General features: G+C 61.5%; 8 protein-coding genes. 3 read left to right on the top strand and 5 right to left on the bottom strand.

Annotation, left to right across the window (positions count from 1 at the left end; all coding sequences use genetic code 11):
• The first annotated feature begins 10 nt into the window (after window positions 1–10).
• The 3 genes from M1D99_RS14035 (at window position 11) to M1D99_RS14025 (ending at window position 7,514) form a co-directional block, all read left to right on the top strand.
• Window positions 11–1,747, top strand: a complete 1,737-nt coding sequence (locus M1D99_RS14035; protein WP_434575979.1) for an IlvD/Edd family dehydratase — start codon at window positions 11–13, stop codon at window positions 1,745–1,747.
• 254 nt (window positions 1,748–2,001) lie between these two features.
• The gene (locus tag M1D99_RS14030; RefSeq protein ID WP_186704880.1) at window positions 2,002–2,727 is read left to right on the top strand and encodes a FadR/GntR family transcriptional regulator; all 726 of its coding nucleotides are present in this window, start codon (window positions 2,002–2,004) and stop codon (window positions 2,725–2,727) included.
• A gap of 113 nt (window positions 2,728–2,840) precedes the next feature.
• The gene (locus M1D99_RS14025; protein WP_458132052.1) at window positions 2,841–7,514 is read left to right on the top strand and encodes a dermonecrotic toxin domain-containing protein; all 4,674 of its coding nucleotides are present in this window, start codon (window positions 2,841–2,843) and stop codon (window positions 7,512–7,514) included.
• 297 nt (window positions 7,515–7,811) lie between these two features.
• Here M1D99_RS14025 and M1D99_RS14020 read toward each other — a convergent pair whose 3' ends face one another.
• From M1D99_RS14020 to M1D99_RS14000, 5 genes are all read right to left on the bottom strand, one after another.
• Entirely contained in the window at window positions 7,812–10,187 is a 2,376-nt protein-coding gene (locus M1D99_RS14020) for an efflux RND transporter permease subunit (RefSeq protein WP_458132051.1), read from the bottom strand.
• A 43-nt stretch (window positions 10,188–10,230) separates the two neighbouring features.
• Complete coding sequence (locus M1D99_RS14015) at window positions 10,231–11,283, bottom strand: WD40/YVTN/BNR-like repeat-containing protein (RefSeq protein WP_434575973.1); 1,053 nt, start codon at window positions 11,281–11,283, stop codon at window positions 10,231–10,233.
• A 358-nt stretch (window positions 11,284–11,641) separates the two neighbouring features.
• Window positions 11,642–14,299, bottom strand: coding sequence for an aminopeptidase N (gene pepN / locus M1D99_RS14010; RefSeq protein WP_458132050.1), 2,658 nt, complete (start codon window positions 14,297–14,299; stop codon window positions 11,642–11,644).
• Between the two features lie 13 nt (window positions 14,300–14,312).
• Window positions 14,313–15,143 carry a DUF2797 domain-containing protein gene (locus tag M1D99_RS14005; protein WP_186704875.1) on the bottom strand — a complete coding sequence of 277 codons (831 nt, stop codon included), beginning with the start codon at window positions 15,141–15,143 and terminating at the stop codon, window positions 14,313–14,315.
• On the bottom strand, window positions 15,140–15,400 hold the full coding sequence (locus tag M1D99_RS14000) for a YeaC family protein (protein ID WP_030142618.1): 261 nt from the start codon (window positions 15,398–15,400) through the stop codon (window positions 15,140–15,142). The genes M1D99_RS14005 and M1D99_RS14000 overlap by 4 nt, the downstream gene beginning before the upstream one ends.
• Window positions 15,401–15,420: the final 20 nt, after the last annotated feature.

Genomic DNA, 15,420 nt, shown 5'->3' with positions numbered 1-15,420 from the left:
AGAATCGATCATGTCTGATAAGAAACCCTCCCTGCGCTCGGCCCAATGGTTTGGCACCGCCGACAAAAACGGCTTCATGTACCGCAGCTGGATGAAAAATCAGGGCATCGCCGACCATCAGTTCCACGGCAAGCCGATCATCGGTATCTGCAACACCTGGTCGGAGCTGACGCCATGCAACGCGCACTTCCGGCAGATCGCCGAGCACGTCAAGCGCGGCGTGATCGAGGCCGGGGGCTTCCCCGTGGAATTCCCGGTGTTCTCCAACGGCGAATCGAACCTGCGGCCCACCGCCATGTTGACCCGCAACCTGGCGAGCATGGACGTGGAAGAGGCGATTCGCGGCAACCCCATCGACGGCGTGGTGCTGCTCACCGGTTGCGACAAGACCACCCCGGCGCTGCTGATGGGCGCCGCCAGCTGTGATGTACCGGCCATCGTCGTGACCGGCGGGCCGATGCTCAACGGCAAGCACAAAGGCCAGGACATCGGCTCCGGCACCGTGGTCTGGCAATTGAGCGAGCAGGTCAAGGCCGGCACCATCACCATCGATGATTTCCTCGCGGCCGAGGGCGGCATGTCCCGCTCGGCCGGTACCTGCAACACCATGGGCACGGCCTCGACCATGGCGTGCATGGCCGAAGCCCTCGGCACTTCCCTGCCCCACAACGCCGCGATTCCGGCCGTGGACGCCCGTCGTTATGTATTGGCCCATATGTCCGGCATGCGTGCGGTGGAAATGGTCCGTGAAGACCTGAAACTGTCGAAGATCCTGACCAAGGAAGCCTTCGAAAACGCGATCCGCGTCAACGCGGCCATTGGCGGCTCGACCAACGCGGTGATCCACCTCAAGGCCATTGCCGGACGCATCGGCGTGCAACTGGACCTGGACGACTGGACCCGCATCGGCCGTGGCATGCCGACCATTGTCGACCTGCAGCCGTCCGGGCGTTTCCTGATGGAAGAGTTCTATTACGCCGGCGGTTTGCCCGCCGTGCTGCGCCGCCTGGGTGAAGCCAACCTGATCCCTCACCCGAACGCGCTGACCGTCAACGGCAAGAGCCTCGGCGACAACACCAAGGACGCGCCGATCTACGGCCAGGATGAAGTCATCCGCACCCTGGACAACCCGATCCGCGCCGACGGTGGTATCTGCGTACTGCGGGGTAACCTGGCGCCATTGGGCGCGGTGCTCAAGCCTTCCGCCGCCACGCCTGAGCTGATGCAGCATCGCGGCCGTGCCGTGGTGTTCGAAAACTTCGACGAGTACAAGGCCCGGATCAACGACCCGGAACTGGACGTGGACGCCAACTCGATCCTGGTGATGAAAAACTGTGGGCCGAAGGGTTATCCGGGCATGGCCGAGGTGGGCAACATGGGCTTGCCGGCCAAGCTGCTGGCCCAGGGTGTGACGGACATGGTGCGGATTTCCGACGCACGCATGAGCGGCACCGCCTACGGCACCGTAGTGCTGCACGTGGCGCCGGAAGCCGCCGCCGGCGGACCGTTGGCAGCGGTAAAAGAAGGCGACTGGATCGAGCTCGACTGCGCCAGCGGCCGCCTGCACCTGGACATCCCCGACGCCGAACTCGCCGCGCGCCTGGCCGACCTCGCGCCACCGCAGCAGCTGTTGGTGGGTGGCTACCGCCAGCTGTACATCGACCATGTGCTGCAAGCGGACCAGGGCTGCGACTTCGACTTCCTGGTGGGCTGTCGCGGCGCCGAGGTGCCGCGTCACTCTCACTGACCCAAATCTCCCTTATGGGAGCAAGCTTTGTGGGAGCTGAGCTTTTGTGGGAGCAGAGCTTGCTCGCGATAGCGGTGTAACAGACAGCAGAGATGTTGACTGGAAGTGCCTCATCGCGAGCAAGCTCAGCTCCCACAAAAAGCTCACTCCCACAATGGGTCTGTATCCAAATCAAAAATCGCATTAGCGACCCGCCATCGCCGCGCCTGCTATCATGCGCAACACTCCCCTCCCACAGGATCGCGCAGCGCCCCATGGATTACCGCAAACCCTCCGACCGCAAAAGCATGCACGCGCGCATCGTCCAGGAACTGGGCATGCAGATCGTCTCCGGGCGTTTCAAACCGGACGATAAACTGCCCGCCGAAGCCTTGTTGTGCGAAGAGTATGCGGTCAGCCGCCCGGTGCTGCGCGAAGCCACGCGAGTGCTGGTCGCCAAGGGCCTGGTGTATTCGCGTCCGCGCGTGGGGACGGTGGTCAAGGCCCGCCGTGAATGGCACATGCTCGATCCGGACGTCCTGCACTGGTTGATGCAGAGCAGTCCGCAGAACGAATTCTTCAGCCTGCTGACCAGCGTGCGCAGCATCATCGAACCGGCCGCCGCCGCCCTCGCCGCCCAGTTCGCCACCGACGAGGACATCGCTGCCATCAACGAAGCCTACCAGCGCATGGAGGCGGCCCCGACACCTGAAGCCCTGCTGCAACCGGACCTGGACTTCCACAGCCGCATCGCCGAAGCCACCCACAACGACCTGCTCGCCAACCTCTGCAACATGTTGTCGGTGGCCATCGCCGAAGCCCTGAAGCATTCCAACCAGCGGCCCAACCTGCATGAACTGGCGATGCCACGGCACAAGGCGATCCTCACTGCTATCGAGAACCGCGACGCCCTCGGCGCCCGCCATGCCACGCTGGTGCAACTGGACGATGCCCGCAGCGCGTTGAATGTAGTGCTGGGCAGCGATCCCGTTCAGGCCTGACACCATCCTCGCTCAACGGGTGGTATCTATATACCGCCCACAGAAGACGGAAATCCTGACACTCGACGCTGGTCGTCATTCCGACGGCCACGCGTTCAGGAAAAGGATTTCTCATGACCTCACCCACCCCAGTCGACAGCCTCTCTGCGCTTGCACAAAATGTCAGTCGGCAATTCGCCGATCGTCCAACGTTCGCGCGGATCGCGCAGCGAACACTTGAGCAGGCCATCAAGGCCCAGTACCCGTCGCTGATTATCGACCTCTCCAAGACACGCCTCGCCATACCGGATGCAACTGCCCGCAGCTGGAGTTTTCAGCCCTTCATGCCGCTGGTGCTCGATTACCTGGCCTTCGGTACGCCCTTGGATCTCAGTCCACGGGGCAACCTTGACTGTTATCTTTCCGACGTCCCTCCACAGCGTCTGTGGTCAGGCACTCAGAAACCGGACATGAAGGTCCTCGAAAAGCTATTGCTAGAGTTGCCCTGGCGTATACCGATCGTGCTGGAAGACGCATTGACCCGTTATTGGAACGCCGATATCAGCACCCACGCCACGCCCGCCAGCCGTTGGCAATGGCTCAGCGACACCCTCCATAACCTGTTGCAGATCCGCGCGCTGCAACAGCCAGGCCTCACTGAGCCGGCCCGTGAAACCCTGGATCAAATCGCCCGCTGGCCCGACCGTGCCGCACGTTTCAGCCGCAATACCTCTCCCGTCTACGCCTACAGCCTGGAAAGCACGCTCACCCAAGGCGCCAGCAGCACGATCCTGCCGAGCAACGATATCCTCTTGCTTCATTACACCCCTAACGGGCTCATCATCCTGCTTTGCAACCCTGGCAGCCCCGTGCAGTCCTTCGCTTCCATGGAAGCCTTCCATCACCATTGGCGTGAACAGATCGCCAGCCGCTACGTGGTCGATACCCTCACCTGCAGGCGCTACGAGATCAGCGGCAATGTGTTCGACACCCAAGCCGCCAGTATCCTGGAGCAGCAGCTGGCCGACTTGAAGGCGGTGCAATTGCCCTCGCGTATTGGCCTGCAAAGCCTCGACGCACTCTATGACGAGCTGAGTGGCCCGGCCCGTTATCTGGACGACGCACCGCGCCTCACGCCTGAAACCTCGACACGACTCAAGCCACTGCTCCCCGACTGGTTGAAAAAGGCCTCCCTCGTCGACCAGACCCGGTTCCAGCGCTACAGTCTGGCGCTGGCCAGCGTCAAGAAGCGCGATCAGGGCCGAACCCATCTGAGTGACATCAAGGCATTCACGACCGACGCTTTACTCACCCAGATGCACAAGGCCAACGACAGCAGCCCGGCCAAGACACCCCCCAGCTACTTCCAACCCGACGATGTGGAACTGACTTTTACCGTCTCTGCAGGGTTCCCCGGAACGGCCGGCATCAGCGAGAAACGAACGATGAGCCTCACTCGGCTGGCCATCGACAATCTCGTCGCACGCCCCAGTGGACATGTGCAGCTCAGCCATCGCCAGGGCCTGGCGTTGCCTGTATGGCTGACGCTGGACTTCATTACTCGCAAGGACGGGCTGATCGAGCAAGTCGATATCGGCACCACATACCCTCGCTACCTGCAACAGGAGTTGTTGGGCGATTCGCTCCAGGCGCAGGAATATCAACGTATGTTTGCCGAGCAGATCCCGGCGCAGTTGCCCCTTGAGGCGCTGCTGGACATGCTCAACCAAAAAAATGGCATGACCCGCCAAGGGCTGCGACTGATCGAGGCGCTGCTGCAGCCCGACGCCGAGGGTCGGCAGGTGGACGGCCGCCCCGTGGTCATTCGGCACCTGGCTTTCCTGCGCAAGCCCCAGGCTCGCCCCGACCTTGTGACCAACATGTTCATCGTCGAAGCACAAGACATCAACACGGGGCCGCACCTTTTGTATCGCCCCTTGTATGCGCCCGCGTTGACGGAGTTCACTACCCGAGAAGCACTGTTGCAGGCTGTCGTCAGCGGTGGGGATTTGCAGGACAGCATCTTGACCTGGCTGTCCGACGACGCTCGCCCGGTCTATGCCAATGGTGGCTTCCTGGAACCGCACATCGTGCGTTTTTTCCAGGGCGACGAATTCAGTGCTCCTGAAAAACCCGCTCCGGCGACACTGGCTATGGACGGCGCCAATGATGAGTTGCTGCAATACCTGCATAAAGGCGAGTTGATGCAGTACCTCTACGGCTGCAATGCCCGGGCCCTGGTGACCCAGGCCGACCGATCCGCAGTGTCCAACAGCGAAAGCCGCTGGGCCGTGTACCTCAAGGGCGGCAGCCTGCTGTTCAACACCCTGTTGTTTCCGTTACTGCGTGGCCCAGCCATGGCCAGTGCCTGGCTATGGAGCCTGATGGCCAGCGCCAGCCAAGACATCCCGGCGCTGCTCAGTGAAGACTCGGCGACCCGTGAACTCGCCGCTGTCGACCTGTTGGTCAACCTGGTGATGCTCGTGGCTCAGCTTCCCTCGGCCGCAGTGCCCTCTCGCCCCGCCGTGCCCGTACGAGTCAGGGACCAGGCAATGCGTGCCCCCGCGCCGCGCCTCCTTGCCGAGCAATGGCCCGCGCCGGAACTGCCGAACATTCAGGAAGGCCCCATTGCCTTGCCCGGCGAACAATCCGTGGCCGCCAGCCGCACGCTCGACCTCAGCTTTGCCAGCGCCCGTCATCGACTGACACCGGAGCAGTCGGCCCAGTTGCGACGCATGCAGGTACCACGCCCCGCATCACTGCCCGAACCGATTGAAAATGGCCCGTTTACCGGCTTGTACGTCATCGACAACAAATGGCACGCCCTGGTGGACCGCAACCTGTATAGCGTCAGCACGGAATCGGACGGCAGTGTAACGATCGTCGATCCCCGGGCCCCGTCAGGAGGGGGACCACAGCTGCAATCGGACAATCAGGGCCATTGGTCGCTGGATTTGGGTTTGCGCTTGCGCGGCGGAATGCCTCCCAGACGAATGGCCGAACAGCGGCGCCTCAACGTAGAAAGAACAATCGAATTGGTTAATGAACTGAAGACGCACATGGCCCAGGAGGCCGAACGGCAAAAGGCCCTGGACGTAGCCCAACAGGTCATGGTCCGGCTCGAGCAAGACAGCACGTATACCGAGGAGCAGCGCGCGCCAAGACGCAAGGTGTTTTACGACCTGCTCAACGCGCAGACTGACGGTTACCTCAAACTGCTGGACAGCGCGCCGGAACGCGCCCGGTTGGGAATCGACCTACCCATCCCAAGCATCCGCGGGCTGATGGAGAATGTGATCAACAACGCCCGCAAGGCCTTCCTGATCGTTGACGCCGAGCATAGAGCCTTGATCATTGCGAATCGTCAATTCTCGGCTGAGGCTGCCACAGAGCTTGTGGTCGCGAATTTGCCTGGTTATCTGAAGTTCCTCGATAGCTCGAGTGAGCTCCTTGATCGTTCGATTCACTGGCTGGACCTCAAAGACGAATACCTGGAAAAACTACTGAATCTGGATTCCGCAGGCGCTCGCGCATACGAACGCCTCACCCGCGACCGACCGTTGGATGAGAGGAATTCGTTAGCATCAAAAGCCATGCAATTGTCGACACTGCCTATGCTGGCGATCAAAAACCCCAACGGCGATTTGCCCGATAGCCTGCGGCGCATCCTTGGTTCCGTGGCCGTACAGGTACGCTCGCACGCCGACCTGGGCCTGTATGAACTCTCCCCGTCGGAACAGTTGGAGGTCCTGGAAAGCCTGAGCGAACAATACGGCAAGACGTTGGACGCCTTGCACGGCATAAAGACGCTTTACGCGGACGACATTGACGAATTTCATTTCGACCGGCTGCTGAAGGTGCTCGACAGTCTCTACCAGGACGCTTCCCGCCAACTGGCCGCCGCCGTCAAGCCTGAGCCCAACCCACGCAAGCGACCGCCCCAGCACACCGGAACGGCTACCGGGCGCCTTCGAAAAAAAGTGATCAATACCCGCAAAAACGGTGTGCTGATCGGTGATCTGAAACCAGCCGACGAGAGCATGCCGATCGACGTCGTCGAGCTGCGCTCCCAGGTCGAGGACACCGTGCTGGCGTCCTATTCGCGTCATGACGATGTCTGGGATGTCATCGAAGTACGCCGCCCAGCGCCCTCCCCAAGCACTCGACCGGTCAAGGCAATCAAGGCTGACGCGCAAAAACTGCTCGATGAATTGGATGAACGCTTGCGCCGGGCTGAAGGCTACAAAAAACGTTGCCGTCATCCTCAGGAAATCGAGGAGATCATGAACAACGAGGCGAGTAGATTCGCAAAACTGGCAGAGGAGTTGGATCGCGCCCTGATGTTGTCGAAAACACCGGCGACTGCCGCTGAACAGGCGCTGGTCAAACAGCTGGCAGATGCCATCACCCACCTGAAGGCCAAGGGCAGCGCCCTGCGCACCGAGCTGAGCCTGCAACTGCCTCCCACCGATGGCAACCTTCGCTACCTGTTCGAAAAGAACCTGATACAAGTTGCGCGACTGGGCGAACGCAAAGCCTTGAAAGGAACTCGCAAGGACTTCCTGCAGGAATACGCGATCAACGACCGTAACGGCTTCCCCCTCTGGTACGCGCACTTTCACTACGAAACCGCCGGGACACTGAAAGCCGATTACAGCGTCGCCCATCTCAAGACCAAGGAGCAGCGTCGGGAGCACTATCATTCGCTGCTCGCCAAGGCGGACAGCCCCTATGCGGTGGTGAACGTGCATCGCGGGCAGATTGGCAAATCCTTGGCCCGCGACAAGTTTCTGCCGTTGGCGCCCTGATGGTTCACTTCAAGCGGGTGTGATCGTGGCGAGGGAGCTTGCTCCCGCTCGGTTGCGCAGCGACCGCCCGAGGGGCCTGCTTCGCAGTCCAGCGGGAGCAAGCTCCCTCGCCACAGAGGGTGTGTTTAGGCAGGAATGATCAGTACCTGAGCGACAAAAAGCCTGTGGGAGCGAGCTTGCTCGCGATGGCGGACGGACATTCAACACCTTCATTGACTGTCACACCGCTATCGCGAGCAACCTCGCTCCCACATGGGGTCGCCACCAGGGCTGTGCCGGGCAGGTCCTGCCCATCCATCAATGGGCAAACAATGAATTGCCCTTCTGCCCCGCCAGCTTCTCGGGCTTGATCAGGAACCGCGCCAGTGCCGGCAGCAGCCACAGCGCGCCGAACATGTTCCACAGCAACATGAACGTCAACATCAGCCCCATGTCGGCCTGGAACTTGATCGCCGAGAAGATCCAGGTGCACACGCCAATCGCCAGGCACAGGCCGGTGAACAACACGGCTTTACCGGTGGATTTCAGCGTCTGGTAGTAAGCCTCCTGCAACGGCAAGCCGGCCCGCAGGAAACTTTCCAGGCGGCTGTAGATGTAGATGCCGTAGTCCACGCCTATGCCCACGCCCAGGGCCACCACTGGCAAGGTCGCGACCTTCACGCCAATGCCCATGAACGCCATCAATGCGTTGCCCAGCACCGAGGTCAGCACCAGCGGCAACACGATGCACAGCGTCGCCGCCCAGGAACGGAAGGTGATCATGCACATGGTCGCCACGCAGATGTACACCAGGATCAGGATGGTCAGTTCCGACTCCTTGATCACCTCGTTGGTGGCCGCCTCGATGCCGGCGTTACCGGCAGCCAGGATGAACTCCAGGCCCTCGCGGTTGTTGTCCTTGGCAAAATCCTGCACCGCCTTCACCGCGCGGTCCAGGGTCTCGGCCTTGTGATCGTTGAGGAACACCAGCACCGGCGCCAGGGAGCAACTGTTGTTGTACAGGCCATCGGCCCGGGCGATGGAGTTGTTCAGCACGTCAGGGTTGCGCGACAGGGTTTCCCATTTCAGGTTGCCCTCGTTCATGCCCTTGATCATTTGCTTGGACACGGTCACCAGGGAAATCGCCGACTGCACCCCCTCGGTGTTCTGCATCTTCCACATCAGCTCGTCGATCGGTGCCATGGCCTCATAGCGCGAGCAGCCTTCGGCCTTGGTCTTGACCATCACCACCAGCACATCGGAACTGGTGGAATAGTTGCTGATGATGAAATTGTTGTCCTGGTTGTAGCGCGAATCCGGACGCAGTTCCGGCGCGCCCTGGTCCAGGTCGCCGATCTTCAGGTTCTGGCTGTACCAGAGGCCACCGCCAAAGGCGATCACCGCCAGGGCAATGGACACCGGCGCAACCTTGGCGCTGGCGAAACTCGACAGCAGGCGCCAGAACGGGTGTTCACGGGTCGCGTCTTTCTTGCTGCGCTCGACCGCCCGCTTACTGATGCCGACGTAAGAGATCGCCACCGGCAGCAGGATCAGGTTGGTGAACACGATCACCGCCACGCCGATGGAGGCGCCGATGGCCAGCTCACGGATCACGCCGATGTCGATGATCAGCAAGGTGATGAAGCCCACGGCATCCGCCAGGATCGCGATCATCCCCGGCAGGAACAACTGGCGGAAGGTACGCCGCGCCGCCGTCAGGGCATTGTCCGCCTCGCTGGACTGCAAGGCGATGCCGTTGATCTTCTGCACGCCATGGGAAATGCCGATAGCGAAGATCAGGAACGGCACCAGCATCGAGTACGGGTCAAGGCCAAAGCCGGCCGCATGCATCAGCCCCAACTGCCAGACTACCGCCACCAGGGTGGTGCTCAGCACCGCAACGGTGCTGCGCATGCAGTTGGTAAACCAGTACAGCAGGACCAAGGTGATGACGAAGGCCACGCCGAAGAACAGCACCACCATGACCAGGCCGTCGATCAAGTCGCCGACTTTCTTGGCGAAGCCGACGATATGGATCTGCACATTCGGGTTCTGGGCTTCGAACTTGTTTCGAATCTTTTCTTCAAGCTCATGGGAGAACTTGCGGTAGTCGAGGGCGAGCAACTTGCCCTGGTCCTGCGGGTCGGGATAGGACTCCAGCAATGGGATATCGATGATGCTCGACTTGAAGTCGTTGGCCACCAGGCGCCCGACCTGGCCGGACTTGAGCACGTTGTTGCGCAACAGGTCGAGGCTGTCGGCCGAGCCGTTATAGCTCTGGGGGATCACCTCGCCGCCGGCGAAGCCCTCCTCCGTCACTTCGGTCCAACGCACGCTGGGGCTCCACAACGACTTGAGCCCGGAACGATCGACACCGGAGATGTAGAACACCTCGTCATGGATCTGGCGCAGGGTCTCCATGTAGTCCTTGGAGAAAATATCGCCGTTGGTGGCTTCCACGGAAATACGCACCGTGTTGCCCAGGTTCGCCAGGTCGTTGCGGTGCTCAAGCATCTTCTCGATAAAAGGATGCTCGAGGGGAATCATTTTTTCGAAACTGGTGGAGGGACGGATCAGCGTGGCCTGCCAGAACAGGAAAACGCTGACCAGCAGGCAAATGACGATTACTGCCGGGCGGTTGTTGAAAATCAGGCGCTCGAGAAACGTTGCCTTGTCTTGGTGATGACTGCTCATGGGGTCCGCCTTCTTGTTTTTATGCCCGTCTCGCAGGCCTGACTCATTTGCTCAGTTCGGCGCCGGTGGACGTGGTGGCGCGCACGCCGCCTTGCCCTGCCAGGATCAGGTTGCCATTGCCTGCCGCCGTGACGGCCGCCACGGAGATTCGGTCCGGGCGGTTGAACACGCTGAAGGTCTCGCCATCATCGGTGCTGCGCACCACGCTGCCGCCGTTGCCGACAATCACGATGGAACCGTCCGCCAGCAACGTGGCGCCGGACAGGCCGAACTCCAGCGTTCCACGGGCGGCCTTGAGCTCGACTTGCTCCCAGGTGCCGCCAAAATCGGTGGAACGGTACAGGTTGCCGCGCAAACCGTAGGCCAGCAGCGTCGAAGGTTGGGCGGTACCGATGACACCGAACAGCGAGCCTTCGTACGGGCCTTCGACCTTTTCCCAGGTCTGGCCCCAGTCGGCGGAGCGGAACATGCTGCCGGCCTCGCCGACAATGAACAGCCCGGCGTCTTTCACGGCCGCGATCGCATTGAGGTGGAACTGGTCTTCGTTTTCGAGGCGGTCGCTGGCGTCTTCCCAGTGCTTGCCGCCGTCGGTGGTCTCGTACAACGCGCCATACGCACCCACGGCAAAACCATTGCCGGCGTCCTTGAACCAGACATCCAACAGCGGCGCTTCACGGGTGAGGTCTTCGAATTGCTTGGTCCAGGTGCTGCCGCCGTCAACACTGGCGAGGATCTGCGCGTCGTGCCCCACCGCCCAGCCGTGCTTGTCGTCAACGAAAAAGACTGCGGTGAGCAGTTGGCGGGTCGGCACCTTGGCCTGAGTCCAGGAAGTGCCCTGGTCATCGGAATAGACAATGTGCCCCCGATCACCGACCGCCACCAGGCGCTGCCCGGCATGGGCCACATCAAGCATCAGGGTTTTGCTGGCCTTGGCCGATTCGACGGAATAGATGACATCGGACGTCGACGCCGCAACGGCCATCACCGGCGCCGACAACAGCGCAGAGCCCAGCAGCGACAGCGCCGAAGCCAGCAGCGCGACTCTGCGCAGCAGCGGCGGCCGGCAGCGGCCCACAGCCATGACAGGCTCATTCATAGACCTTTCCCCCATTATTATTGTTATGGCTTGGTACGTTGCCGGTCTTGGAGCATAGTCCTGAAACCTGCAATCTAGAGCCACTTCGGAAGCTGGCGTTATCCTATCGGGCTTTCGAAAGGTCTGACAATCGACGCCGCGTTATCTTTTGTTAACCGGGGGGATATCGATCAAGGGTGAATCAGAAGACATTCGTGAGGGTGATGGATGTGGCGAGGGAGCTTGCTCCCGCTGGAGGCCGAAGGACTCCCTGATCTTGGTTCGCACGCCTTCTCTGGCGAAATGAATCAAGATCGGGCCTGCTTCGCAGGCCAGCGGGAGCAAGCTCCCTCGCCACAAAAGGCAGCGCCAAACCTGTTTATGCCAAGCTCTTGCTCACCACCTCGAACACATCGGCGGAAAGCCCGCCGGACGCGAGGATGCGTTCCAGCTCGGCTTTCATTAGCGCCTGGCGGGCGCTGTCGTATTTGCGCCAGCGGGTCAGCGGGGCCAGTTGTCGCGAGGCGATCTGCGGGTTGAAGCCATTGAGCTGGATGACCAGGTCCGCCAGGAAGCGATAACCCGAGCCGTCAGCGGCGTGGAAGTTGATCAGGTTCTGCCCGGCAAACGCACCGATCAGGGCCCGCACCTTGTTCGGGTTCTTGATGTTGAACGCCGGGTGCTCCATGAGCGCCTTGACCCGCGCCAGCCCACCCGGCAATGGGCTGCCGGCCTGGACGCTGAACCACTGGTCCATGACCAACGGATTGCCCTTGAAGTTTTCCGCGAACACTTCCAGTGCCTTGGCCTTCTCGGTCTCGAATGGCGAGTTGACCAGCACCGCCAGCGCAGTCAGGCGCTCGGTCATGTTGTCGGCGGTGTCGAATTGATCCAAGGTCGCACTCAGCACTTCCGGCTTGTCGGTCAGCATCAGATACGACAACGCAATATTTTGCAGCGCGCGGCGGGCGAAATGCTCGGCCTCGGCCATGTATGGCGTGCGTTTCGACAGGTCGCGATTGGCTTCATAACGCAGCCACAGGCCTTCAAACAGGTTCTCGGCCAACTGCTGGCGGGCGAACTCACGGGCGACGTGGATCGCCTCGACGTCGGCCACTTCGCTGATTTCCGTCAGGTAGGCTTCGCTTGGCAGCGAGAGCATTTCCGCGACCATGGCCTGGTCCAGGGATTCGTCCGACAGTACGCTGCGCAGCGCACTGACCAGGCGCGGATCCAGCGTCAGGCTGGCGCCCTGCTGATGCTGGGCGATCAGTTCCTGCAACACCTGCACCGACAACTGCTGGCCGGCATCCCACCGGTTGAAGCCGTCGCTGTCGTGTTGCATCAGGAACATCAACTGGTCGCGGTTGTACGGGAAGCTCAGTTTCACCGGCGCCGAGAACCCACGCAGCAACGAAGGCAGCGGTTGTTCAGGGATATCGACGAAGGTGAAGGTCTGCTCGGCCTCGGTCACCGAGATGACCCGGGACGTACCGTTTGCCGCCGCTTCACCGGCCAGGCGCAACGGGATCTCGGCGCCCTGGCTGTCCAGCAGGCCAAGCTCCACGGGAATCACGAACGGCAGTTTTTCCATCTTGTCCGGGGTCGGCGGACAGCTCTGGCGGAAGGTCAGGCTGTAGGTCTTGGCGGCGGCGTCGTAGGACTCGCTCACCGCCAGGCGTGGTGTGCCGGCCTGGCTGTACCAGCGCTTGAACTGGGTCAGGTCGACGCCATTGGCATCTTCCATGGCCTTGATGAAATCGTCACAGGTCACGGCCTGGCCGTCGTGGCGCTCGAAGTACAGGTCGCTGCCCTTGCGAAAGCCCTCAGGCCCCAGCAACGTGTGGATCATGCCAACCACTTCCGAGCCCTTTTCGTACACGGTCAAGGTGTAGAAGTTGGAGATCTCGATGAAGCTGTCCGGGCGAACCGGGTGGGCCATCGGGCCGGCGTCTTCGGCAAACTGATGGGTGCGCAGGTAGGCCGCGTCCTGGATACGCTTGACGGTGGCCGAGTTCATGTCCGCCGAGAACCCGGCGTCGCGGAACACCGTGAAGCCTTCCTTGAGCGACAGTTGGAACCAGTCGCGGCAGGTCACGCGGTTGCCCGACCAGTTGTGGAAATACTCGTGGGCAACGATCGCTTCGACCCGTTGGTGCGCGGCATCGGTGGCGGTTTCGGCGCGGGCCAGCACGGCGCTGGAGTTGAAGATGTTGAGGCCCTTGTTCTCCATGGCGCCCATGTTGAAATCGTTGACCGCGACGATCATGAAGATGTCCAGGTCGTACTCGCGCCCGTACACCTCTTCGTCCCAGCGCATCGACTTCTTCAGGCTGGTCATGGCGTGCTGGCACTTGTCGATGTTTTCCGGCTCGACATAGATGCGTAGCGCCACGGTGCGCTCGCTCAGGGTGGTGAAAGTGTCTTCGACGCACCACAAGTCACCGGCCACCAGGGCAAACAGGTAGGCCGGTTTCTTGAACGGGTCTTCCCAGGTCGCCCAGTGCCGGCCGTCTTCGCCGGGGCCGCTGGCAATCGGGTTGCCGTTGGACAGCAGCACCGGATAGCTGTGCTGCTCGGCCACCACGGTGGTGGTGAACTTGCTCATCACGTCCGGGCGGTCGAGGTAATAAGTGATCTTGCGGAACCCTTCGGCCTCGCACTGGGTGCAGAACATGCTGCCGGACTTGTACAGGCCTTCCAGGGCGGTGTTGGTTTCCGGGTGGATCCGCACGGTGGTGTCGAGCGTAAAGGCCTGGGCCTTGGGCTGCAACGTCAGGTGACTGTCGTCCACCTGATAGTCGCCCTGCCCCAGGTCGGCATCGTCGAGCTTGAGCGAGACCAGTTCCAGGTGCTGGCCATCGAGCACCAGCGGCGGCAGCCCGGCGCCGCGCTCGGGGTTGCGGCGCATCACCAGTTGCGCATGGACCAGGCTGTGGTCCTCGAACAACTCGAAGGTCAGGTGTGTTTCGTCGATCAGGTACTCGGGGGCCTGATAATCCTTGAGGTAAATCATCTTCGGTTGTTCGGTGCGCATGGGTCGAATCCTTCTACTGATGCACGGCGAGCTGGTAGGCCGTGTATTTACGAATGTTGATCACGCCGGTGTCGAAAATCAGGTACTGGCCCTTGATCCCCAGCAGCGTGCCCTCGGCGATCGGGTTCTTGTCCAGGTTGAAGCTGACGATCTTGGTCGGGTATTGCTCCACCGGATAACGGATCTCGATGGGTTCGACGTCCGCTATGGTCTGGATCGCTTGCAGGCCGAATCGTTCCTGCAAGCCCTGCAATCCCTGGGCGCAGCTGTCGAACAGCGCGTCGCGGATCGCCGGCAAATCCACCGCCGCCGCGTCGCCCTTGAGCAAGGCGCGCCAGTTGGTCTTGTCCGCTACCTGGCTGCGAAACAGGTCTTCGACGAAGCCCGACTGCTGGCGGGTGGCGACGCGCAGGATCGGCAGCGCCTGGCTCGCGCCCTGGTCGAGCCAGCGGGTCGGCAACTGGGTGGCACGGGTGATGCCGACTTTCACGCCCGAGGAGTTGGCCAGGTAGACCACATGATCGGTCATGCAGAACTGCTCGCCCCAGGCCGGATCACGGCACGTGCCGGCGTCGAAATGGCAACGCTCGGGGCTCATGATGCACAGGTCGCACTGGGCCAGCTTGGTCATGCACGGGTAGCAATAACCCTGGCTGAAGCTGGTCTTGGTCCGGCGCCCGCAATGGGTGCAGTGGATCGCACCGAGGTATTCCAGGCGGATCGTGCTGCCGATCAATGGATTGACCGGCACCTCGACCTCGCCCAGGCGAAAGGCGTATTGAACAGTCGGCCCGTCAAGGCGCGCCGACATCTTGCTGATTGCACCGCGGCCAATCTCGATCAATGGATGGCGTCCGACTTGAACAGGATATTCGGCACTTCGGTGGCTTTCGACTGGCACTCCTGCGGCCCCATGTAGCCGGTGCGCTCTTCTTCGGGCAGGTTCTGGATTTCCCAGGCGATCATCGCCTGCAAGGACAGTTCGCGCTGCTCGGCGGTGAGCTTGTTGCCATCGGCCCATTTACCGATTTCCACGGCAAGCTTCAGGCTGCGGTAGATGTCGGGGGTGATGTTCTGGATCATTTCGTTGAAGGAAGACATGGGTTCTCCGCGCAATCGCG

The organism is Pseudomonas sp. R3-41, assembly GCF_054161485.1.
The sequence above is the reverse complement of the archived record's forward strand: the minus strand, read 5'-3'. Positions and strand labels throughout refer to the sequence as shown.

Coding starts and splice junctions, on each gene's coding strand:
- M1D99_RS14035 (WP_434575979.1), top strand. CDS start 11: ATGTCTGATAAGAAACCCTCCCTGCGCTCGGCCCAATGGTTTGGCACC.
- M1D99_RS14030 (WP_186704880.1), top strand. CDS start 2,002: ATGGATTACCGCAAACCCTCCGACCGCAAAAGCATGCACGCGCGCATC.
- M1D99_RS14025 (WP_458132052.1), top strand. CDS start 2,841: ATGACCTCACCCACCCCAGTCGACAGCCTCTCTGCGCTTGCACAAAAT.
- M1D99_RS14020 (WP_458132051.1), bottom strand. CDS start 10,187: ATGAGCAGTCATCACCAAGACAAGGCAACGTTTCTCGAGCGCCTGATT.
- M1D99_RS14015 (WP_434575973.1), bottom strand. CDS start 11,283: ATGAATGAGCCTGTCATGGCTGTGGGCCGCTGCCGGCCGCCGCTGCTG.
- pepN (WP_458132050.1), bottom strand. CDS start 14,299: ATGCGCACCGAACAACCGAAGATGATTTACCTCAAGGATTATCAGGCC.
- M1D99_RS14000 (WP_030142618.1), bottom strand. CDS start 15,400: ATGTCTTCCTTCAACGAAATGATCCAGAACATCACCCCCGACATCTAC.